16 protein-coding genes, 1 tRNA gene and 2 rRNA genes (1 of these 19 cut by a window edge) are annotated in these 20386 nt (G+C 62.1%); 4 read left to right on the top strand and 15 right to left on the bottom strand.

The features are described from left to right. Nucleotides 1-2: 2 nt before the first annotated feature. Together EJ075_RS17615 and EJ075_RS17610 are read left to right on the top strand one after the other, a co-directional pair. Nucleotides 3-1631: a GMC family oxidoreductase N-terminal domain-containing protein gene (locus tag EJ075_RS17615; RefSeq protein WP_126105107.1), complete on the top strand. Its 1629-nt coding sequence runs from the start codon at nt 3-5 to the stop codon at nt 1629-1631. Nucleotides 1632-1641: 10 nt separating this feature from the next. After that, nucleotides 1642-1956 (top strand): Dabb family protein, encoded by a 315-nt coding sequence (locus EJ075_RS17610; protein ID WP_126105106.1) that lies wholly within the window; start codon nt 1642-1644, stop codon nt 1954-1956. A gap of 1 nt (nt 1957) precedes the next feature. Here the strand turns inward: EJ075_RS17610 and EJ075_RS17605 are convergent, their stop codons facing one another. The 3 genes from EJ075_RS17605 to EJ075_RS17595 form a co-directional block, all read right to left on the bottom strand. Then, nucleotides 1958-2803: an EamA family transporter gene (locus EJ075_RS17605; RefSeq protein ID WP_095484044.1), complete on the bottom strand. Its 846-nt coding sequence runs from the start codon at nt 2801-2803 to the stop codon at nt 1958-1960. A gap of 7 nt (nt 2804-2810) precedes the next feature. Then, complete coding sequence (locus tag EJ075_RS17600) at nt 2811-3725, bottom strand: endonuclease/exonuclease/phosphatase family protein (RefSeq protein WP_126105105.1); 915 nt, start codon at nt 3723-3725, stop codon at nt 2811-2813. 97 nt (nt 3726-3822) lie between these two features. After that, a complete protein-coding gene (locus EJ075_RS17595) occupies nt 3823-5373 on the bottom strand; it encodes a cation:proton antiporter (RefSeq protein ID WP_126105104.1) in 1551 nt (516 codons plus the stop codon). 123 nt (nt 5374-5496) lie between these two features. Between EJ075_RS17595 and EJ075_RS17590 the strand changes: the two genes are divergently transcribed. Further along, nucleotides 5497-6123 carry a glutathione S-transferase family protein gene (locus EJ075_RS17590; protein ID WP_126105103.1) on the top strand — a complete coding sequence of 209 codons (627 nt, stop codon included), beginning with the start codon at nt 5497-5499 and terminating at the stop codon, nt 6121-6123. Nucleotides 6124-6347: 224 nt separating this feature from the next. Here the strand turns inward: EJ075_RS17590 and EJ075_RS17585 are convergent, their stop codons facing one another. From EJ075_RS17585 to EJ075_RS17545, 9 genes are all read right to left on the bottom strand, one after another. Then, nucleotides 6348-7412, bottom strand: a complete 1065-nt coding sequence (locus EJ075_RS17585) for an ABC transporter ATP-binding protein (protein WP_126105102.1) — start codon at nt 7410-7412, stop codon at nt 6348-6350. A gap of 30 nt (nt 7413-7442) precedes the next feature. Next, complete coding sequence (locus EJ075_RS17580; RefSeq protein ID WP_095484040.1) at nt 7443-8234, bottom strand: ABC transporter permease; 792 nt, start codon at nt 8232-8234, stop codon at nt 7443-7445. Next, a complete protein-coding gene (locus tag EJ075_RS17575) occupies nt 8231-9220 on the bottom strand; it encodes an ABC transporter permease subunit (protein ID WP_095484039.1) in 990 nt (329 codons plus the stop codon). Before EJ075_RS17575 ends, EJ075_RS17580 begins: the two co-directional genes overlap by 4 nt. A 164-nt stretch (nt 9221-9384) precedes the next feature. Further along, nucleotides 9385-10491 (bottom strand): ABC transporter substrate-binding protein, encoded by a 1107-nt coding sequence (locus tag EJ075_RS17570; RefSeq protein ID WP_095484038.1) that lies wholly within the window; start codon nt 10489-10491, stop codon nt 9385-9387. Nucleotides 10492-10734: 243 nt separating this feature from the next. Then, complete coding sequence (locus EJ075_RS17565) at nt 10735-11907, bottom strand: iron-containing alcohol dehydrogenase (RefSeq protein ID WP_126105101.1); 1173 nt, start codon at nt 11905-11907, stop codon at nt 10735-10737. 17 nt (nt 11908-11924) lie between these two features. After that, the gene (locus EJ075_RS17560; protein WP_126105100.1) at nt 11925-13313 is read right to left on the bottom strand and encodes an aldehyde dehydrogenase family protein; all 1389 of its coding nucleotides are present in this window, start codon (nt 13311-13313) and stop codon (nt 11925-11927) included. Between the two features lie 85 nt (nt 13314-13398). After that, nucleotides 13399-14769 carry a glutamine synthetase family protein gene (locus tag EJ075_RS17555; protein WP_126105099.1) on the bottom strand — a complete coding sequence of 457 codons (1371 nt, stop codon included), beginning with the start codon at nt 14767-14769 and terminating at the stop codon, nt 13399-13401. 96 nt (nt 14770-14865) lie between these two features. Further along, nucleotides 14866-16428: an amino acid permease gene (locus EJ075_RS17550; RefSeq protein ID WP_126105098.1), complete on the bottom strand. Its 1563-nt coding sequence runs from the start codon at nt 16426-16428 to the stop codon at nt 14866-14868. Between the two features lie 19 nt (nt 16429-16447). Continuing rightward, the gene (locus tag EJ075_RS17545) at nt 16448-17266 is read right to left on the bottom strand and encodes an N-formylglutamate amidohydrolase (protein WP_095484033.1); all 819 of its coding nucleotides are present in this window, start codon (nt 17264-17266) and stop codon (nt 16448-16450) included. Between the two features lie 134 nt (nt 17267-17400). Here EJ075_RS17545 and EJ075_RS17540 point away from each other — a divergent pair, with 134 nt between their 5' ends. Further along, nucleotides 17401-18228: a MurR/RpiR family transcriptional regulator gene (locus tag EJ075_RS17540; protein WP_126105097.1), complete on the top strand. Its 828-nt coding sequence runs from the start codon at nt 17401-17403 to the stop codon at nt 18226-18228. Between the two features lie 197 nt (nt 18229-18425). Here the strand turns inward: EJ075_RS17540 and EJ075_RS17535 are convergent. The 3 genes from EJ075_RS17535 to EJ075_RS17525 form a co-directional block, all read right to left on the bottom strand. Beyond that, nucleotides 18426-18502, bottom strand: a tRNA-Met gene (locus EJ075_RS17535). Between the two features lie 233 nt (nt 18503-18735). Further along, a 5S ribosomal RNA gene (gene rrf, locus EJ075_RS17530) occupies nt 18736-18850 on the bottom strand. 96 nt (nt 18851-18946) lie between these two features. Next, nucleotides 18947-20386: ribosomal RNA gene (locus tag EJ075_RS17525) — 23S ribosomal RNA — on the bottom strand; it runs 1429 nt beyond the window's last position.

Here is a 20386-nt window from a genome sequence, read left to right as displayed (position 1 = left end):
CCATGACCGACTATATCATCGTCGGCGCCGGCCCGGCTGGCTGCGTCCTCGCCAACCGGCTGAGCGAAGAGCCATCGAATTCAGTGCTGCTGCTCGAGGCCGGCGGCAACGACCGGCATCCGCTGATCCACATGCCGGCTGGCTTCGCCAAGATGACCAAGGGCATCGCCGCCTGGGGCTGGTCGACCGTGCCGCAGAAGCACATGAAGGACCGCGTCTTCCGTTACACGCAGGCCAAGGTGATCGGCGGCGGCTCCTCCATCAACGCCCAGATCTACACGCGCGGCAACGCCCGCGATTACGATGCCTGGGAAAAGGAAGAGGGCCTTGCCGGCTGGGGCTATCGCGACGTGCTGCCCTATTTCAAGCGAGCCGAGAACAACCAGCGCTACGCCAACGATTTTCACGGCGACCAAGGCCCGCTCGGCGTGTCCAATCCGATTGCGCCGCTGCCGATCTGCGAGGCTTATTTCCGCGCCGGACAGGAGATGGGCATTCCCTTCAATCCGGACTTCAACGGGATAACCCAGGAGGGCGTCGGCTATTACCAATTGACGCAGAAAAACGCGAGACGCTCCTCTGCCTCGGTCGCCTATCTCCGGCCGATCCGCGAACGCAAGAATCTGACCGTCAGGACCGATGTGCTGGTGACGCGCATCGTCATCGACAAAGGCCGCGCCGTCGGCGTCGAGATCGTCGACAGGCCGGGCGGCCAGCCGAAGATTCTGCATGCCGAGCGCGAAGTGATCGTCTCGTCCGGCGCCATCGGCTCGCCGAAGCTTTTGATGCAGTCGGGCATCGGCCCGGCAGACCATCTGAAGTCGGTCGGCGTGACGCCGGTGCATGACCTGCCCGGCGTCGGCTCCAACCTGCAGGACCATCTCGACCTGTTCGTCATTGCCGAATGCACCGGCGACCACACCTATGATAACTACGCCAAGCTGCACCGAACGGTGTGGGCCGGCCTGCAATATCTGCTGCTCAAAAAGGGCCCGGTTGCCTCCAGCCTGTTCGAGACCGGTGGCTTCTGGTACGCCGACCCGACCGCCGCCTCGCCCGACATCCAGCTCCATCTCGGCCTCGGCTCCGGCATCGAGGCCGGCGTCGAGAAACTCAGGAATCCAGGGGTGACGCTGAATTCGGCTTTCCTGCGCCCACATTCGCGCGGCACGGTACGACTGAACAGCGCCGACCCGGCTGACCACCCGCTGATCGATCCGAATTACTGGTCCGACCCTTACGACCGCGACATGTCAATCAAGGGACTCAGGCTGGCGCGCGAGATCATGCGGCAGAAGGCGCTTGCTTCCTACGTGCTGCGCGAGGTGCTGCCGGGACCGACGCTCACCAGCGACGACGAGCTGTTCGACTATGCCTGCCGCAGTTCCAAGACCGACCACCACCCCGTGGGGACCTGCCGCATGGGCCACGACGCGATGAGCGTGGTGACGCCCGATCTCAAGCTGCGCGGCATTGAGGGCTTGCGCGTCTGCGATGCCTCGGTGATGCCGCGCATCCCCTCCTCCAACACCAATGCCCCGACCATCATGGTCGGCGAAAAAGGCGCCGATCTGATCCTTGGCCGCGAGCCGTTGCCGCCGGCCGTGTTTTCAGGCAACCAGGCTGCATAGGAACCCAAAAATGATCAGGCACTGTGTTTTCATCAGGTTCCGCAATGACGTCACCGACGACGAGCGCGCGGCGATCCATGCCGACCTCGAAGCGTTGCGGCGGGTGATCGAAGGCATGAGCAAGGTCGAATTCAGCGCCAATGTCAGCCCAGAACCGTTCGCACGCGGCTTCACGCACGGCTTCACCATCGATTTTCGCGATGCCGCCGCGCGCGATGCCTATCTAGTGCATGAAGCGCATCAGCGGGCCGGCGCCCGGCTGGTTGCTGCACTCGAAGGCGGAACCGACGGGCTGATGGTGTTCGATCTGGAGATAGGCGCTTAGCTTACCCAAGCCTCAGCGCGACGACACCGGCAACAATGCTGAGCACGGCGGCACCCCGCCATCCCGTCATCTTCTCGCCGAGCGCAAACACCGAAATCATCATGGCGAACAGGATGGACGTTTCGCGCAGCGCCGCGACCGAGGCGATCGGCGCCTTGGTCATCGCCCACATCACGATCCAGTAGGCGGCGCCACTGAGCACACCGGTGTACACGCCCGCCTTCCAGTCGCGCGCCAGCACCGGCAGCGCCTTTGGCCCGCGAAAGATCAGGCACAGCACCAGCGCCCAGAGCGCATCGCAGACGAACAGCCATGCCGCATAGCTCGAGGCGGTGGCGGCGAGCCGCGCGCCGCTGCCGTCGGACAGCGTATAGCTGGCGATGAAGATCGAGGTGCCCAGCGCAAAGCCGACCGCGCGCAGGTTCAATCTCTCTAGATGCGCGCCACCGCGAAACGACAGCACCAGCGTGCCCGCCGACAAAAGAAGGATCCCAAGAATGGCGAGCGGCGCCGGCACCTCGGCGACGACCACCATGCCGCCAAGTGCGGCCAGCAGCGGCGCCGTGCCACGCGCCAGCGGATAGGTCTGGGCGAAATCGCCGGCCTTGTAGGCACCAATCAGGAACGTCCTGTAGCCCATGTGGAAGATCACCGAGGCGATGATGTACGGCCACACTTCCGATTTCGGCACCTCGACGAAAGGCAGCGCCAGAAGCGCCACGGCGCCCATGCCGAGCGTCATCAGCGTGATCGACAGGAAACGATCGAGATGGACCTTGACCAGCGCGTTCCAGATCGCGTGCATGGCGGCGGCGGCAAGCACCGCGAAGAAGACGAACAAGGTCATCGGTGGCTCATGCGCCTCCGGTCCCTGTCGCGAACGGCGTTTCCAGGTCGATGTCGACCCGCAGCGGAAAGTGGTCGGAGGCGATTTCGCCGATATCGGCGCTGACCGAGCGCACGCGGTCGGCAAACATGCCGCCGACGAAACAATGGTCGAGCCGTCGCTTTGTCAGCCTGCCATCGATGGTCTTCACATGGGTGTGGAAATCCGACGTCGGTTCACTGGCGACAGCGGCGGCATCGACAAAACCGTCGAGATAGGCGGCACCGCGATGATACGGCGTGCTGCCGACAATGCGCCGGTACTCGGCGCTGCCCGGCTCCATGTTGAAATCGCCCATCCAGATCGCGGCTAGCGGGTTTTCCGGCTGCGGCTCGCCATTGCTCCAGTTGCGCAGGGGTTCGTCGTCGGCGCCACTCCACGGGCCGCCGTCGGACGGCGCCCGGCGATGCTCGGCGAGCAGATAGTCGATCTGCTCCAGCCGCTCCTCGGCCGCGATATGCGCGAGATGCAGCGACAGCACCCGCACCGGTCCGGCAGGGGTGCGGATCATGCATTCGAGCGCCGCGTTGCGGGTGTTGAGCGGACGCACGGTGCGGCGCAGCGGCAACGTGTGCAGGCGCGACCAGACGATCGGCAGCCTCGACAGCACCATGGTGCCGAATTGCCGCCGCCGGTTGACGATCCGGCCTTCACGCCGCTCGCTGGCGTCCATGTCGAAGGCCGGGCCATAGACCCAATGGTATTCGGGCAGCAGCCGAGAAAGGATTTCCGGCTGGTCGTCCTCGTTGCTGCGCAGCCAGTGCCGTTCCACTTCCTGCAAGGCGATGATGTCGGCGCCAGCGACAACCTTGGCGCAGCGCGCGAGATCGTAGCGGCCGTCGCTGCCGAAACCGTACTGGATATTGTAGCTGACCAGCTTCATTGCTTAACCGGCTCAATTTCGTGATGGCAGTAGCGGTTTGGCGGATCGGTTGCAATGTGCAGCCGGATGGAGAGAGCTTGGGCCAGATAGCGCGCGGCTAAGTCGTCAGCGGCTGGAAACGTCCTGGCGGAGAAGCGGCCAGTTCCGACCAGTCGATTTCCTCCTCCAGGCGATGATAGGCTTCGTCGCCGATCGTCCCATCGATACGCAGCTGTTCCAACGCGTCACGCTGGCTCTTGATGGCATAGAGGCGCAACCTGTCGTACTCGGTTGCAGCCTGGGCATCGTCAGGATTTTCGGCGATCACGCGCTGCGCGGTAAATTGCTCGCGGACCGCGGCCGCCGCATTCGATGTCTTGCCGCTCAACGCGTCCAGTGCGGCCTGCATGATGGCGACGCGTGCCTGCGCGACCTCGCGGTCGACAGTTTCGTCCGGATCGAGACGAAGCAAGCGCAGCAGCGGCTTCAGGCTCATGCCTTGCAGCACCAATGTGCCGAGGACGACCGAGAAGGCGGCGAGCACGATCGGGTCGCGGCCGGGAAAGTCGGCCGGCAAGGCAAACGCTGCCGCAAGGGTGACCAGACCACGCATGCCGCACCAGCCGATCAGCACGCCGCCGCGAAACGACGGGGCTTCGGCCTGCCGATCCGCGTCACCGAAGCTGGCAAGCCACCTCATGATCGCGCCGCATCCCAGCACCCAGACGAGACGCGAGACGATGACGACTGCCAGCACGGCTGCGGCGAAGACGAACGCTTCGACCTGCCCCTGCTCGGCAAGCCGGCCGACGATCGATCGCGCCTGAAGTCCCATCAGGACGAAGGCCAGCACGTTGAGCACGAAGACCGCCGTCTCCCAGACCGAGTAGGAGCTGACGCGATTCCTGGCCGGCATACGGCGCGGCGCGGTGCGCGCGATGGTCATGGCATAGACGACGATCGTTATGATGGCGGAGAGCCCGATCCTATCGGCCAGGATCCAGACGCCGAATGTTCCGGCGAATTGCACCACCGTACCGCTCGCCGGGTCTTCGATGCGACTGAGGGTGACGAGAAACAAGCGGCCGAGCACATAACCAGCGGCAAGGCTGCCGACCGTCGACAGCAAGATCATCGGAACCGCACTGCTCAGCAGGATAGAGCCGGCAGCTGCGGAAACCGCCATGCGGTAGATCAGGAGTGCCGTGGCGTCGTTGAGCAGGCTTTCGCCTTGCAGGATCGCGGTGATGCGGTGCGGCACCTTGAACTGTCCAAGCACGGCCGACGCCGCGACGGCATCGGGCGGCGCCACGATCGCGCCGAGGGCAATGGCCGCAGCGATCGGCAGGCCTGCCATTGCCCATCCGGCGAGCGCCACGGCCGCAGTCGTGAAAACAACGGCGCCAAGCGCCAGCAAGACAAGCGGCAGCCTGTAGCGATTGAGATCGCGCAGCGACGTGTCGTAGGCAGCGTCGAGGAGCACCGGCGCGACGAACAAGGCGAGCGCCAGTTCGGGATCGATCTCGATGCTCGGCGCAAACGGCAGGAAGGCGATACCTACGCCTGCCAAGGCCAGCAACGAAGGATAGGGAACCTGGAGACGCCGCGACAATGCCGTCAGCGCGACGGCGATCAGCAGGAGAACTAGGGTCAGCTCGAAAAGCGCCATGCCTCATCGTAGCCCGAAGCGCGATTATTGGCAGCGGTAAAAACCATGAGCTGCTGTGATTGGCCGTTGTGCTCTGACTTGGCAGTATGCGTTGAGGCGGTTGTCTACGTATAAGCTTGGGTCATGATCCTCATCGGCCAATATGACTCGCCCTTCGTCCGTCGCGTTGGCATTGCGCTGACCCTGTACAACCTGCCGTTTGAACATCGTCCCTGGTCGACCTTCGGCGATGCGGACAAGATCAGGCCCTACAATCCGCTGACGCGCGTGCCAACCCTGGTGCTGGACAATGGCGAGGTGCTGATCGAGAGCCACGCCATGCTGGACCATCTGGACAGCCTCGTAGCGGCCGAGCACAGGATGTTTCCGACCGACGAGCCGGCGCGCCGCCAAGCGCTGAAGATAGCCGCTTTGGCAACCGGGCTGGGCGACAAGGCGGTCAGCCTGTTCTACGAGAGGCTGCTGCACGAGCCGATCTCCGACCTCTGGGTCGAGCGCTGCCGCAAGCAGATAGAAGGCGTGATGGCTGTACTGGAAGCCGATCGCAGCACAAGGCCTGAATCCTACTGGTTCGGCGATCGGATCGGCCATGCCGACATCGCGGTTGCCGCCGCGCTCCGCTTCCTTGGCGAGGCGCATCACGGACTGGCTTCGCTCGCCGCGTTTCCGGCGCTCGCCGTCCATGCCGCGCGGCTGGAAGCGCTGCCGGTCTTCAGGACGGTGAGCCAGCCGTTCATCCCGCCGGCCTGACTTCGACTTCCGGGATACTGCCGCTGTTAGTGCATGTCGCCCAAAAGTGCGCAGCGGTTTTGGGATAACGATATGCATAAAAACAAAGGCTTAAAGCGCGTCGATTGAATCCGTTTCAACGCGACGCGCTTTAGAGCATTTTGCAGCCAAACGTCTTCGCTTGGCGTCCGACAAAATGCGTCAAACAAGACCTGGAGCGCGGTTTTGGTTCCACCAAAAGCGCTCTAGTGCAGCACCAGCATGTCGCCCGACGAGAAGGAAATCTCGGCCTTCTCACCGACGGCGGGCGGCGGGGCGGCCGGGCTGTTGAACGTGTCGAGCGACACCGTGCTGCCGCCGATGCCGACGCGAACCCGGATGACCGAGCCGAGGAAATGGACTTCGGCGATCTCGCCCGAAAGGCTGGAATCGCGGCCGGGATGGCGGCCGAGCGAAATCGCCTCGGGCCTCAGCGCTAGGGATAGCTTGTCGCCGGTTTTCGAGCCGTTGAGCTTGCCCTTGAGCGCGACCTCCTGCGTGTTGACGCGCACTTTGCCCGAAGCGGCATCGGTGACGGTGCCTTCGAGCACGTTCAGCGTGCCGACGAAATTGGCGACGAACTTGGTCGCCGGCCGGTTGTAGATCTCGAACGGCGTGCCGACCTGCTCGGCCTTGCCACCATACATCACGGCAATGCGGTCGGAGATCGACAGCGCCTCTTCCTGGTCGTGCGTGACGAAGATCGTGGTGATGCCTAACCTCTTCTGGATCGAGCGGATTTCCTCGCGCAGTGACACGCGGACCTTGGCGTCGAGCGCCGACAACGGCTCGTCGAGCAGCAGGAGCTTCGGCTTCGGCGCGATCGCCCGCGCCAGCGCGATACGCTGCTGCTGGCCACCGGAGAGCTGATAGGGATAGCGATCGCCCATCTGCGGCAGCTTGATGAGGTCGAGCATCTCGGCAACGCGCCTGTCAGCATCGGCCTTTGGCATGCCCGCGACCTTCAGTCCGAAGCCGATGTTCTGCGCCACGGTCAGGTTCGGAAACAGCGCATAGGCCTGGAACACCATGCCGACATTGCGCTGGTTGGGCTTGAGCCGGGTGATGTCCTTACCGGCCACCACGATCTTGCCGGCGCTCGGCTCCTCGAAGCCGGCGACCATGCGCAGCACCGTCGTCTTGCCGCAGCCCGATGGCCCGAGGAAGGAGACGAATTCGCCCGGCTCGACGTCGAGGTTAAAATCCTGGACCACGGTGGTGGGGCCGAAGGATTTTCGCACATGCTGGATGGAGAGGAATGGCTCGGCCATGGTTTTTTTCTTTCGGTCAGTACTTTTCGATCAGTTTGGCCGGTTCGCCGATCGCGGCGCAAAACGCGACAGGATCTGGATCAGCGACATGCACGCCCAGGTAATGGCGAAGGCAATGATGGCAAGTGCTGCCGGCTCATAGGCGCGATTGGCGCCGATGTTCTGCAGGTAGGGACCGAAGGCCGGCCGATTGAGCAGGCTGGCCATGGTGAATTCGCCGAGGACGATGGCGAAGGTAAGGAAGGCGCCCGACAATACCGCGATCAGCACATTGGGCAGAATGACGCGGGTGATGATCGTGCCCCAGCCGGCGCCGAGGATCTGCGCCGCCTCCGTCAGCGTGCGCACGTCGATGGTGCGAAGCCCGGTGTCGACGGCGCGGTACATATAGGGCAGCGCCAGCGTCGCATAGCCGATGACCAGCAAGGCGTTGGTGCCCGTATCGCTCGCCAGGAACGGCAGCGGCGAGTTCGATCCGTACATTCTGATGTAGCCGAAGACGATGACGATCGCCGGGATGACCAGCGGCAGCAGCGTGATGAACTCGACGACCGGCCTCAGTTGCGGCAGCCGCAGCCGGATCCAGTAGGCGGTGGGCACGACGATCAGCACGCCGAGGATGATGGTGAAGACGGCGGCAAGCACCGAATAGCCGAAAGTCGCCTGGAAGCGGGGGTCGCCAAGCACGACCTCGTAGGCATCGAAGGAATAGACGCCGCGCCGCATGCGCATCGAGAATTCCACGGTTGCAATCAGCGGAATGAAGAAATAGGCCGCGCCCAGCGCGAAGACGACCCAGGCCCAGAAACGTCCGCTCTTCATTTGAGCCACCTTTCGCTGCGCGTCCGGAACCAGATGTAGAAGACGTTGGCGAGGCCGGTGATGACGATCATGCCAAAGGCAATGGCATAGCCGAGATGCGGGTTGTGCAGCACGTCGCCGCGGATCTGCGCGTAGAGCACGATGGGAATGATGTTGAGCGACGAGCCGGTCAGCGCATAGGCGGTGGCGATGGCGCCGAAGGCATTGGCAAACAGCAGGATGACGGTGCCGAGAAAACTCGGCCAGATCACCGGGATGACGACCATGCGCCAGTATTGCGCGGTGGTGGCGCCAAGTGTGGCGGCCGCCTCGCCCCATTCCTTCTTCAGCCCGTCGATCGCCGGTGTGATGATGACCACCATCAGTGGGATCTGGAAATAGACATAGGTCAACGTCAGGCCCCAGAACGACAGGATGTTGAAGCCGTGGGCGTAGATGTTGAAGCCGAACACGGTGTTCAGGATCACCGTCGCGAGGCCGAGCCGGCCGAGCGTGGCGAGGAAGGCGAAGGCCAACGGCACGCCGGCGAAATTCGAAGCCACGCCGGAAAAGGTCAGCGTCGCCGACCGTATCCAGTTCGGCAGGCCGCCGCGCACGATGGCAATGGCAATGGCCAGACCGGCAAATGCGCCGATGAGCGACGAAGCAAGGCTGATCTTGATCGAGATCCAGTAGGCGGCAAGGATGCTGGGCAGCTTGCAGTTTCCGTCGACCCAGGAAATCCAGGAATCATATTGGCACTGCATGTAGTTCGACAAATTGGGTGGGTCGAAGATACCGACGATGTTGTCGAAGGTGAATGCGCCGGCATCGTTCTGGAACGCGCCCAGCACCAGATAGAGCGTGGGCAGGACCAGGAACATGATGGCGAAGATGAAGAACGGCGCCACGCCCAGCCATTGCGTCGGCAGCCGAAACGCGCGCGCCTCGCTGGGCGGCGCCGTCTTCCCGGCAATCGCGTGATCGGAAAGCGAGAGATCGGTCATGCGCCGGCTACCGTCTTATCGCATCGGCCCGAAAATCGAACTCGATTTTCGGAAAGCACGATGCGAAAATTTGAGTTCTAGAGCGTACTTTGTGCGTCCAAGTGGACGCACGTCGCTCTAGTGGAATGCCGGGCGGCAGTGAAGCCGCCCGGCGGTTTTCAACCTTACTGAACGTTGGCGCCGACGACGGCGTCCCAGTTCTTGGTGATGGCTTCCTTGGCCTTGCCCTGCTCGTCGAGCGTTGGGAACACTGCGGCCTCATAAGATGCGGCCGGCGGCAGCTTGGCCAGCACGTCCTCCGGGATCTTGCCGTTCTTGGCGAGATCGTTGAAGCGGATCGGGTGGCAGTAGCCCTTCAGCCAGCCAATCTGGCCTTCGTCGGAATAGAGATATTCCAGCCAGAGCTTGGCAGCGTTCGGATGCGGCGCGTAGGCGCTGATCGCCTGCACGTAGACACCGGCGACGACACCGGTCTTCGGCACGACGACGTCGACCGGCGGATTGCCTTTCAGCGTGTCGCGGCCGGCAAGCGCATTGTAGTCCCAGTTGATCAGGATCGGTGTCTGACCCTGTGCAAGCGTCGCCGGCTTGCCGATGACCGGCACGAAATTGCCGGCGGCGTTGAGCTTCTTGAAGAACTCGAGGCCGGCAGTACCTGCGGCTTCACCGGCCGCGGCGCCGCTCGAAAGGCCGGCGGCGTAGACCGCCTGGATGGCTTGGTTCGAGGCGCGTGGATCGCCGGCGAGCGCGACGGCGTTGGCATATTCCGGCTTCAGGAGATCGGCCCAATCGGCCGGCACTTCCTTGACCAGATCCTTGTTCACCATCATCGCCAGCACGCCGTAATAGTCGCCGGTCCAGTAGCCTTCGGCATCCTTGGCGCTGTCGGGGATCGAGTCCCAGGTCGACACCTTGTAGGGCATCAGCAGGCCGTCGGCTTTGGCGGTGGGGCCGAAGGATAGGCCGACGTCGATGACGTCGGGCGCCTGCGGGCCCTTATTGTCCTTGTTGGCCTTGATCGCCTCGATCTCGTCGCCGGAGCCGGCATCGGGGTTAAGCTCGTTGACGGTGATTTCGGGATATTTCGCCTTGAAGCCGGCGATCACGGCGCCATAGCCGCACCAGTCATGCGGCAGGGCGATTGTGGTGAGCTGGCCTTCCGCCTTGGCAGCGGCAACCAGTTCATCCATGGACTGAGCCGACGAGATGGCAGAGGTCGCCATCAGGGCGACGGCCGTAAGGGAAAGCACTTTTCCCGTGAATTTGAACATGTGTTCTCTCCGTTGAACTGACGCCGTTGGACGCCTGCGATGCGGTATCGTTTTCGTGTGACAGCCAGATGAAAGCTTTGTGAAAGCGATGCCCCGCAGTACGAAAAAGTAAACTCTTTTTAACCGGCTGTAGCAATCGCCCCGCGATTATTTTTCCGGCTAATTAATTTCGGTCTTACCTTTCATTTTTCCCCTTTCTTTGCCCTCAATTCCCAGATCAATTTTTCGGGTGCGAAAACCGTCTCAGACGGTGCCGGCAATGGCGTTTTCAAGCAGCGTCAGAGCCGCTTTCCTGGTCAGCTTGACCGGGTTGCCGCCGGCGGTCGGATCGACCACTGCCATGTCGGCGATCAGGCCCTTGCGCTTCTTGTCCATCTCGAGCCCCTTGATCAGGCCCGGCAGCGCGTGCGGCACCTTCAGCTCCTTGCGCAGCTTGACGATCGCCTTGGCGAAACCGTCGAAGCCACCCTTGATGCCGCAATAGGCGGCGAGCCGGGCGATGCGCACCTCGATGGCGTCGCGGTTGAAGGTCAGCACATAAGGCATGAACACGGCGTTGGTCATGCCGTGATGGGTGTCGTAGAGCGCGCCGATCGGATGCGACAGCGAGTGTATGGCGCCCAGCCCCTTCTGGAAGGCGGCGGCGCCCATCGCGGCCGCGCTCATCATATGGGCGCGGGCGACGAGATCCTTGCCGTTGGCGTAGGCTTTCGGCAGGTTTTCGAACACGAGCCGCACGCCTTCGACAGCGATGCCATCGGCCATCGGATGATAGCCCGGCGCGCAATAGGCCTCGAGGCAGTGGGCGAGCGCGTCCATCCCGGTTCCGGCGGTGATGAAGCCCGGCATGCCGACCGACAGTTCCGGATCGGCGATGACGATGGCCGGCAACAGCTTCGGGTGGAAGATGACCTTCTTGGTGTGGGTCGCCTCATTGGTGATGACGCCTGCGCGGCCGACTTCCGAGCCGGTGCCGGCCGTCGTTGGCACGGCGATGATCGGTGCGATCGCGTCGGAATTAGCGCGCGTCCACCAGTCGCCGATATCCTCGAAATCCCATACCGGCCGCGTCTGGCCGGCCTGAAAGGCGATCAGCTTGCCGAGATCGAGCGCCGAGCCGCCGCCGAAGGCGATGACGCCGTCATGCTTGCCCTTCTTGAACACGGCAATGCCGGCGGTCAGGTTCGAATCCACCGGGTTCGGCTTGACCTCGGAAAACACGCCATAGGGAACCTTGGCGTCGTCGAGGATCTTCAACGTAGAAGCAACGACCGGAAGTTTGGCCAGCCCTGGATCGGTGACGAAGAGCGGCCGCTTGATGCCGGTCGCATCAAGCACATCAGGCAATTCCTTGATGCGCCCCGCGCCGAAGCGAACGGTTGTCGGGTAGTTCCATTTGGAAATGAGTTTTGTCATTTTTGACTTTCAGAAAATCAGATGGTTTCACGCAGGTGATATGATTTCGGCCTCGTCAGATTGTCGTAGCCGATGGCCGACAGGGCCGCGCCCTTGCCGGTGTCCTTGACGCCGGTCCAGACCAGCGCCGGATCGAGATAGTCGCAGCGGTTCATGAACACGGTGCCGGTCTCGACGCGGTCGCCGATCGCCGCCGCATGCTCGGTGTCGCGCGTCCAGATCGAGGCCGTCAGCCCGTAAGGGCTGTCGTTCATCAGTGCGATCGCCTCCTCATCGTTGCGCACCTTCATGATGCCGACGATCGGCCCAAAGCTTTCCTCGCGCATGACGCTCATTTGATGATCGACCTCGGTCAGCACTTCCGGCGCCAGATAGGGCGAGCCTGGGTCGTCGTTAGCAACCTTCATGTTGATGAGCGCCTTGGCACCCTTGCGCAGCGCCTCGGCCTTCTGCTCGCGGATCAGGTCGGCAAAGCGCGCCTGTGCCATCGGACCCATCGTCGTCGCCTGGTCGAGCGGGTTGCCGACGACGTAGTTCTTGGTTTCGGCGATGAAGCCTTCGACGAACTCGTCATAGACCTTCTCGTGAACATAGACGCGCTCGATGCCGCAGCAGCACTGGCCGGAATTGTAGAAGGCGCCGTCGACCAGGTTGGCGACGGCATGGTCCATCTTGGCATCGGCCAGGACATAGGCCGGGTCCTTGCCGCCTAGCTCGAGGCCGAGCGTCATGAAGGTGCCTGCCGCAGCCTTCTCGATGGCGCGGCCACCAGCAACCGAGCCGGTGAAATTGACATGGTCGATCTTGCCCGAGCCGAGCAGTCTTTCAGTCTGGGCGTGGTTCATGACGAGGTTCTGGAACAGGCCCTTTGGCAGGCCGGCCTTGTCGAAAGCCTGCTGAAAGCGTTCGCCGACCAACAGCGTCTGCGCCGCGTGCTTGAGGATGACGGCGCTGCCGGCCATCAGCGCCGGCACGATGGTGTTGACGGCGGTGAGATAGGGATAGTTCCACGGCGCGATCACCATGACCACGCCGAGCGGCACCTTCTTCACATAGCGGCGAAACCCGTCCTTGGGATTGGAGGCCATCACCGGCTTCAGTGCCGCTTCGGCGATCTCGACCATGTAGTTGGTGCGTTCCCTGACGCCGCCGAACTCGCCGCCATAACGCACCGGACGGCCCATCTGCCAGGCGATTTCCGGCACGATCTCATCGGTCATGGCGACCAGCGCTTCCAGCATGGCAAGCATATATTTGCCGCGCTCGACGACCGGCGTCTGCGCCCATTTTTCCTGCGCTGCCTTGGCACGCTCGACCGCGGCATTGATCGCCTGATCCGTGGCGATCGGTCGCTCGGCATAGAGCGAGCCATCGACGGGGGATTTTATCTTGACCGTTTCGGTCATTCCTTGAGTCCTCGCAGCTTATGACAATCTCGGTTTTGAGCTACCCGCCTCCGCACCAAAGGCTGAACGGCAGCGCTGGCGTAGTTTAGTACCGCTCAAACCCCCTGTGCAGTTCCCAGTCCGTAATGCGGCGGTCGTATTCGAACTGCTCCCAGCGTGCCGTATGGACATAATGTTCGAGCACGCCGTCACCGAACGCCTGCTTCAGCATCTCCGAATTCGCCAGCGTCTCGGTGGCATCGCGCAGGGTTTTGGGAATTTCCGGCAGCTGCGAGGCCTGATAGGCATCGCCGACGAAGGGCTTCTGCAGCTCCAGCTTTTCATCGATGCCGGCAAGGCCGGCCGCGATCAGCGCGGCGAAGGCGAGATAGGGGTTGAGGTCGGCACCACCGATACGGCATTCCATGCGGATGCCCTTGGTGCCCTCGCCGCACAGGCGGAAACCGGCGGTGCGGTTGTCCTCGCTCCACATGATCTTGGTCGGCGCGAAGGTGCCGGCCTGGAAACGCTTGTAGGAATTGATGTAGGGTGCCAGGAACCAGGTGAATTCCTTGGCGTATTTGAGCTGGCCGGCCGCCCATTGCTGACCGAGCGTCGACAGCGTCCATTCGGCTTGTCTGTCGTAGAAAAGCGGCGTCTTGCCGTCGGCGCTCCACAGCGAATTGTGGATGTGGCTGGAATTGCCGGCCAGCCCATAATTATACTTGGCCATGAACGAAATCGCCTTGCCTTCGGACTCTGCGATTTCCTTGGCGCCGTTCTTCAGGATGACGTGGCGGTCGGCCATGTCGATCGCCTCGGCATAGCGCACATTGATTTCTTCCTGGCCCGGACCCCACTCGCCCTTGGAGTTCTCGATCGGAATGCCGGCTGCTTCCATCTCGTTGCGCAGCCGGCGCATGACGCCTTCTTCCTTGGTGGTGATGCCGATCTGGTAGTCGCCGATATAGGGGGAGGCGGTGTCGAGGCCCTGCCAGTGCTTCTTGCGGGCGGAATCATAGGTCTCGCTGAACAGATAGAATTCGAGCTCGGAGGCGAAATAACCGATGTAACCGCGTTCGCTCAGGCGCTTGACCTGCTTCTTCAGGATGGCGCGTGGCGAATGCGGCAGGTCGTCATGGGTATGGTGGTCGAGCACGTCGCAGATCACCAGCGCCGTCTTTTCCAGCCATGGAATGCGCCGCAGCGTCGACAGATCCGGCTTCATGACGAAGTCGCCGTAACCCTTCGACCAGCTCGCCGCCTTGTAGCCGGGCACCGGTTCCATATCGATGTCGGCGGCCAAGAGATAGTTGCAGCCATGCGTCTCGTCATGGGCGGACTCGACGAAATACTGTGCCAGGAACCGCTTTCCCGCCAGCCGCCCCTGCATGTCGACAATGCAGGCCAGCACCGTGTCGATCTCGCCGCTGGAGACCGCCTTCTTCAACTGATCGAACGAGAAATTTCCGGCCATTCCTTTGGCACTCCAGTGCTTGTCGTTTCGGGCTTGTCGCCTTGAAGATGTGGAACGCCATGGCCGGCAGGCGCCGGCCATGGCGATGGAGAGGTGTCAGGCGCCGGCCTCGCCTATGGCTACCTCGGCAGCCTTGATCGCTGCCTGACGCTTGGCAATCTGGTCGCCGATCGGCGGGCCCTTGAAGCGACGGTTCTCGAAGCCGAACCAAAGCACGGCGGTCAGCACGATGAAGCCCAGGGTGATATAGAGCACCTTGTCGTTTGGCGGCTGGATGGCGATGTAGAAGATGATGACCATGCCGATGACCGACAGGATGCAAAACAGCTTGAACAGGCCGGCGCCGAGATTCCACGGGCCGGGATTCGGCCATTTCTCCGTTCCGAAAGCCATCATGCCGAGCACGATCGGAATGATGAAGGACAGGAACAGGAACACCAATGTCGAATTGACGACGATGGTATAGATGTTCGTGCCACCGATCGAAATGAACTGGGCAAGAAAGACATAGATGATCTCGAGGACCGCAGCCGTCCAAATCGCATTGACCGGCGTGCGCCAGGCCGGGCTAACCTTGGCTAGCGAGGCCGAGCCGACCGGCATGCCACCGTCACGCGAGAAGGCGAAAAGCATGCGCGAGGCAGAGGTGACCGTTGCGAGACCGCAGAGGAACTGCGCGATCAGGATGGCCAGATAGAGCAGCGTCTTAAGCCACGACGGCAAGATCGCGTCCATCGTCGCGAAGAACACGCCCCAGCCCTGCTTGGCGCCGGCCGCCAGATCGGGGATCGCCAATACGATCGCGCATAGCATCACCCAGCCGATCAGCGATGACCAGAGCACGGACGAAACGATCGCCCGCGGAACCGAGTGCGCTGCCTTCAACGTCTCTTCCGAAGTATGCGCCGACGCGTCATAGCCAGTGATGGTGTAAACCGGCAGTAGCAGGCAGAGCAGGAAGAGATACCCCATGGAATCGGACTGCGGGAAAACGCCGCCGCCTGCATCACCCGAATAGTTCGTGAACGTCCACAACCGTGTGATGTCGATCGCTGGAGCAAACATCAGGCAAGCGACGATCAGCACGGCTGTCGTTGCCAGGATCAGGAAGCCGGAGGCGTCCGTCAGCATAGCCGTCAACTTGATGCCGAAATGGTTGAGCAGCGCCTGCAACACGGTGATGAAGGCGACAAACCCGACGATCTCGCCAGGCGTGCCAGTCATGCCGAAGGCTCCGCCGAAAGTGCCGACGAAGAAGAAGGCGGTGCCGATATTGATCGCGCCGAGCACGGTGATCAGGCCAAGCAGGTTGAGCCAGGCGGTGAGCCAGCCGGTGAAGCGGTTGCCGAGGATTGACGCCCAGTGATAGAGGCCGCCGGCGGTCGGAAACGCCGAGGCGATCTGCGCCATGGCGAGTGCAAAAAATCCGGAAACGGCGCAGCCGACGATCCAGCCGATGCCGGCGCCTGCGCCGCCGATCGACGACGTGGCTTGCGCGAAGGAATTGATGCCACCCGACAGGATGCAGATGATCGAAAACGAGATGGCGAAATTCGAGAAGCGGCTCATGCTTCTCGAGAGTTCCTGGGCATAGCCCATTCCGTGAAGGACCTTCAGATCCTCCTTCTTGTCGACGTCCGAATAGTCTTGCGCTGACATTTTTGTCCCCTTCTGGTTCTTAGTTGGCCGATTGTGCTGACTTTCCCACTGCGCTTGCTCGGGAGCCCCTGGCCGCCTCGGGCTCCAGATCTAGAAAAATGCCTGTGAGCAGGTCCGCCCATTTTCGCTGCCCGGCCTCGCCGGAGATCTCGTCGTTGCGGATTTCGATCATCGCGCAGGGTAGCCCCCGCGGGCGCGCGTGGCGTTCCAGCGTGAAATAAACGCGGTCGGCCGGCGAATAGGGTTCGTTGACGCCGACTGTGACGCCGGCGAGCCGCCGCAGCGCGGCGATAAGCGGCGCCGCGAGCCGGCGGTCCTCGTCGTGGATGATGCCGATATGCCAAGGCCGGTTCATACCCTTGTAGACCGGGGTGAAGGAATGGATTGAAACCAGCCGCGTCTCGAGCCCGCGCGCCAGCCTTTTGTCGATGATGCTCGCGAGCGTGTCATGGAAGGGTTGCCAGGACAGAGCGATGCGCGCGGCGCGCTGCTTTTCCGACAGGCCAGCATTGCCCGGAATGGCGGTGGTCTCGCTGACCGGCGGCACCAGGTCGGGCGCATCCAGTGGCCGGTTGCAGTCGATGACAAGGCGCGAAATGCGGGTCTCGACCAGCGTCGCGTCGAGCGCCTCGGCCATGCGGTGGGCGACTGGCAGCGCGCCGGGGTCCCAGGCGATGTGGCGGGAAAGCTGCTCGGCAGCAAGGCCGAGCGTTCCGAATTCCGGCGGCAGGAAGTTGGAGGCGTGGTCGCAGGTCAGCACGAATGGGCTCGAACCGCCGGGGTTTGTCACCCTCACGGTTTCAGGCAATGCAAGGCTGGCGGGCCGTGCTGTCTCCATTGTCCTGTCGTCCCCGGGGAGCGCTGTATCGTATGTTACGTATTTTACCTCATTGCGTCCCTGCGGATGATTTCATACAGTTTGTCGGGCTTTGTCAAACGCGATTTCGGCAAAGCGGCCAGGGTGGGGAAAAGATGATTTCGAGCATCGCCGAACTGATCTCGGACCGCATCGGCACGATGCCGGCGGGCGAGCGCCGCGCAGCGCAAACGCTGATCGCCAACTATCCGCTGATCGGCCTGAAGACGGTCGCCGAGTTCTCAGCTGTCGCCGGCGTCTCCTCGCCGACGATCCTGCGTTTCGTCGCCCGGCTCGGCTTCCAGAACTACCCGGAATTCCAGTCGGCGCTGCAGGACGAACTGGCGGCGCAATTGCAATCGCCGGCATCGCGGACGCTCAATCCGTCGGCGCTGGGCGGCGGCGCGGTATCGCCGATGCTGGAGGCAACGCTCGACAACATGCGCGAGACGTTCCGGCATCTGTCCGACAAACAGCTTGCCGACATCGTCGCAAAGCTTGCCGACCGGCGCGGCAAGACGTTCCTGATCGGCGGCCGCTTCACCGATCCGCTGGCGCGCTACATGGCCGCCCACCTCGCCATCGTCCAGCCCAACGTCTTTCACCTCGCCGGACAGGAAAGCGTCTGGCGCGACCGGCTGATCGACATGGGCAAGCGCGACGTGCTGGTGATCTTCGACATCAGGCGCTACCAGGACAGCCTGATCCGCTTTGCCGAAACCGCGCATCAGCGCGGCGTGCAGATCGTGCTGTTCACCGACCAGTGGCTGTCGCCGATCGCCCGCTTCGCCCGCCATGTCATCGCCGGGCGCACCGCCGTGCCCTCGGCCTGGGACTCCTCAGCGGCCCTTTTCGTCGTGGCCGAAACGCTGATCGGCGCCGTCACCCGGCAGCTCGAGGCCGACGGCGCCAAACGCATCCGCGAGCTGGAAAGCCTGCGGTAGGGCGACGCGGCCTGAACCTCGCCACATTCTCACCCGGATCGTCAACGGCCATGCCAACGGCCAGATCGACGAACTCCTGCCGTGAGCCTACGCCATCGGCTGAAAGCAGGCCGTGGGCTGAGAACCGCGGTTACAAGGCGACCCCGTGCCGGGCCGCAAACGCAAAACGGCCCGCGCGATGCGGGCCGTTTTTGATTTGGTTGCGGGGACAGGATTTGAACCTGTGACCTTCAGGTTATGAGCCTGACGAGCTACCGGGCTGCTCCACCCCGCGTCAACTTAACGGCGAATGCCGGCCGGGCAGCCCGGACTTGTTGGTTTGTCCGTCCTCAAGGCCTTGGCCTTTGTGGGCGGACGGGTGCTGCTCCACCCCGCGTCAACTTTTGAAACAAGTCAGCGCTTAGTTGGTTCCGCCAAATGAAAGGGCCGCTTGCGCGGCCCGAGCTCCCGTATGGCGGGCCTGTTATGTAAGGAGAAGATTGGATTTTTGCGACGTGCGTTTTGCAGACCTGGCAGCGACCTACTCTCCCGCGTCTTGAGACGAAGTACCATCAGCGCTGGAGCGTTTCACGGCCGAGTTCGGAATGGGATCGGGTGCAGCCGCTCCGCCATAACCACCAGGTCGGCAAAGCGCACGTTGCTCGAGAAGCTGTTTTCTGTGCCATCCATCTCGGCGCAATCCAAAGGATTGCGCTGGTGATGGGCATAAGGAATGAGAACGATCAAGCCGATCGAACTATTAGTACCGGTAAGCTTCAAGCGTTGCCGCTCTTCCACACCCGGCCTATCAACGTGGTCGTCTTCCACGGTTCTCAGGGAATACTCGTTTTAAGGTGGGTTTCCCGCTTAGATGCCTTCAGCGGTTATCCCGTCCGGATATAGCTACCCTGCTATGCGGCTGGCGCCACAACAGGTCCACCAGAGATCCGTCCATCCCGGTCCTCTCGTACTAGGGACAGATCCTTTCAATATTCCTACACCCACGGCAGATAGGGACCGAACTGTCTCACGACGTTCTGAACCCAACTCACGTACCGCTTTAAATGGCGAACAGCCATACCCTTGGGACCTGCTCCAGCCCCAGGATGCGATGAGTCGACATCGAGGTGCCAAACAACCCCGTCGATATGGACTCTTGGGGGTCATCAGCCTGTTATCCCCGGCGTACCTTTTATCCGTTGAGCGATGGCCCTTCCACGCGGGACCACCGGATCACTATGACCGACTTTCGTCTCTGCTCGACTTGTCAGTCTCGCAGTCAGGCAGGCTTATGCCATTGCACTCAGCGAACGATTTCCGACCGTTCTGAGCCCACCATCGCGCGCCTCCGTTACTCTTTAGGAGGCGACCGCCCCAGTCAAACTACCCACCATACATTGTCCCGGACCCGGATAACGGGCCGCGGTTAGACATCCATAGTGATAAGGGTGGTATTTCAAGGGTGGCTCCACCTGAGCTGGCGCCCAGGTTTCAAAGCCTACCACCTATCCTACACATGCCACTACGAATGCCAATGTAAAGCTATAGTAAAGGTGCACGGGGTCTTTCCGTCTAACCGCAGGAACCCCGCATCTTCACGGGGAATTCAATTTCACTGAGTCTATGCTGGAGACAGCGGGGAAGTCGTTACGCCATTCGTGCAGGTCGGAACTTACCCGACAAGGAATTTCGCTACCTTAGGACCGTTATAGTTACGGCCGCCGTTTACTGGGGCTTCGATTCAGAGCTTGCACCCCTCCTCTTAACCTTCCAGCACCGGGCAGGCGTCAGACCCTATACGTCGTCTTGCGACTTCGCAGAGCCCTGTGTTTTTGATAAACAGTCGCTACCCCCTGGTCTGTGCCACCCTCCTCCACTTGCGTGGAAAAGGGTCACGCTTCTTCCGAAGTTACGCGTGCAATTTGCCGAGTTCCTTCAGCATAGTTCTCTCAAGCGCCTTGGTATACTCTACCAGTCCACCAGTGTCGGTTTCGGGTACGGTCTATAAGGAGGAGCTATTTCCTGGAACCACGCAGCAGCCCGTTCAATCCGATAAGATTGGACTACCTCAATGATCCGTCACTTCCTCCAGGCCCACGAATATTAACGTGGTTCCCATCGTCTACGCATTTCTGCCTCGACTTAGGGGCCGGCTAACCCTGCTCAGATTAGCTTTAAG

This window comes from Mesorhizobium sp. M6A.T.Cr.TU.016.01.1.1 (genome assembly GCF_003952585.1).
Classification (GTDB): Bacteria; Pseudomonadota; Alphaproteobacteria; order Rhizobiales; family Rhizobiaceae; genus Mesorhizobium; species Mesorhizobium mediterraneum.
This window is presented reverse-complemented; position numbering and strand designations above follow the sequence as displayed.

Excerpts from the sequence above, each read along its gene's own strand:
- EJ075_RS17555 (WP_126105099.1), bottom strand. The coding sequence starts at position 14,769 with ATGGCCGGAAATTTCTCGTTCGATCAGTTGAAGAAGGCGGTCTCCAGC.
- EJ075_RS17605 (WP_095484044.1), bottom strand. The coding sequence starts at position 2,803 with ATGACCTTGTTCGTCTTCTTCGCGGTGCTTGCCGCCGCCGCCATGCAC.
- EJ075_RS17570 (WP_095484038.1), bottom strand. The coding sequence starts at position 10,491 with ATGTTCAAATTCACGGGAAAAGTGCTTTCCCTTACGGCCGTCGCCCTG.
- EJ075_RS17580 (WP_095484040.1), bottom strand. The coding sequence starts at position 8,234 with ATGAAGAGCGGACGTTTCTGGGCCTGGGTCGTCTTCGCGCTGGGCGCG.
- EJ075_RS17565 (WP_126105101.1), bottom strand. The coding sequence starts at position 11,907 with ATGACAAAACTCATTTCCAAATGGAACTACCCGACAACCGTTCGCTTC.
- EJ075_RS17610 (WP_126105106.1), top strand. The coding sequence starts at position 1,642 with ATGATCAGGCACTGTGTTTTCATCAGGTTCCGCAATGACGTCACCGAC.
- EJ075_RS17545 (WP_095484033.1), bottom strand. The coding sequence starts at position 17,266 with ATGGAGACAGCACGGCCCGCCAGCCTTGCATTGCCTGAAACCGTGAGG.
- EJ075_RS17575 (WP_095484039.1), bottom strand. The coding sequence starts at position 9,220 with ATGACCGATCTCTCGCTTTCCGATCACGCGATTGCCGGGAAGACGGCG.
- EJ075_RS17590 (WP_126105103.1), top strand. The coding sequence starts at position 5,497 with ATGATCCTCATCGGCCAATATGACTCGCCCTTCGTCCGTCGCGTTGGC.
- EJ075_RS17550 (WP_126105098.1), bottom strand. The coding sequence starts at position 16,428 with ATGTCAGCGCAAGACTATTCGGACGTCGACAAGAAGGAGGATCTGAAG.
- EJ075_RS17615 (WP_126105107.1), top strand. The coding sequence starts at position 3 with ATGACCGACTATATCATCGTCGGCGCCGGCCCGGCTGGCTGCGTCCTC.
- EJ075_RS17560 (WP_126105100.1), bottom strand. The coding sequence starts at position 13,313 with ATGACCGAAACGGTCAAGATAAAATCCCCCGTCGATGGCTCGCTCTAT.
- EJ075_RS17585 (WP_126105102.1), bottom strand. The coding sequence starts at position 7,412 with ATGGCCGAGCCATTCCTCTCCATCCAGCATGTGCGAAAATCCTTCGGC.
- EJ075_RS17540 (WP_126105097.1), top strand. The coding sequence starts at position 17,401 with ATGATTTCGAGCATCGCCGAACTGATCTCGGACCGCATCGGCACGATG.
- EJ075_RS17600 (WP_126105105.1), bottom strand. The coding sequence starts at position 3,725 with ATGAAGCTGGTCAGCTACAATATCCAGTACGGTTTCGGCAGCGACGGC.
- EJ075_RS17595 (WP_126105104.1), bottom strand. The coding sequence starts at position 5,373 with ATGGCGCTTTTCGAGCTGACCCTAGTTCTCCTGCTGATCGCCGTCGCG.